This window comes from Dellaglioa sp. CoH-57-MRSF-20, assembly GCF_056781955.1.
Genome location: NZ_JBXAXV010000038.1, coordinates 1 through 796, shown reverse-complemented (window position 1 = coordinate 796; position 796 = coordinate 1). Strand labels below are relative to the sequence as shown.

Sequence of the window (796 nt, the reverse complement as noted above, 5' to 3'; positions counted from 1 at the left end):
GACGAGCCTGAGCTGCATGCTCTGTTCCGGCGCACGACTGCTGGTCGCACTCCCAGTGAATCGTTCAATCTGAATTCTCGCGGCTACCGTACCCCGCTCATGGCCCGGGACTTTGACTCTGGTGATAGCTGGACCATCACTAAGACCGGCAAGATTCGCCACAACCCGGCACCACAGTATGCACGTGCTCGCGCAAACGACAATATCTACAAGATAGCGAAGCGTGCGACCCGTGATCCTAACTACCGCGCGGAACTCAAGAAGCGCAACATCGAAAAATTGGGTAATGCAACGCTATCCCACCTTCCTGCACTAAAGGACTGACACATCATGTACTCGTTCCTCGTGAATTCTAGCCGACCTGACCCGAATGAGTACAGTTGGCATGTCTACACGAAGGCAACACCGACTGCGGTTAGCGCGAACCTCGTACTCGAAAAGGGGCAACGATTCGGGGTTCGTGCACACCCGGTGTCGCAACATTCAGTACAGGTAGTCGTTGCTGGGTCCTCGCGCATATACAGCGTGAGCGCAGCTCGACTTCCGCGCCTGCCCAAAGGAGCAAAGAAATGAAACCTCGTATCCTTTTCTGGGGTATCGTGTTTGATAGATGGACACCTGCTGTAGAGGGTAGGCTTACTCAGGACCTAATACGTCTGCAAAACTTGGCGCGGCACAAGTACTCGGATGTGGTAGTTGTTTGTGACTCCGAAGAACCTGCACGAGTATGTGAGTCGTTGGGTCTGGCTATCGATACAGACCCGGGCCTAGCATCAGTCTGGACGCAGTACAAGAC

General features: G+C 54.1%; 1 protein-coding gene. It reads left to right on the top strand.

The features are described from left to right. Positions 1–324: hypothetical protein (locus AC1RPN_RS07935; RefSeq protein ID WP_481763674.1), on the top strand; the 324-nt coding region annotated here is incomplete at its 5' end. Positions 325–796: the final 472 nt, after the last annotated feature.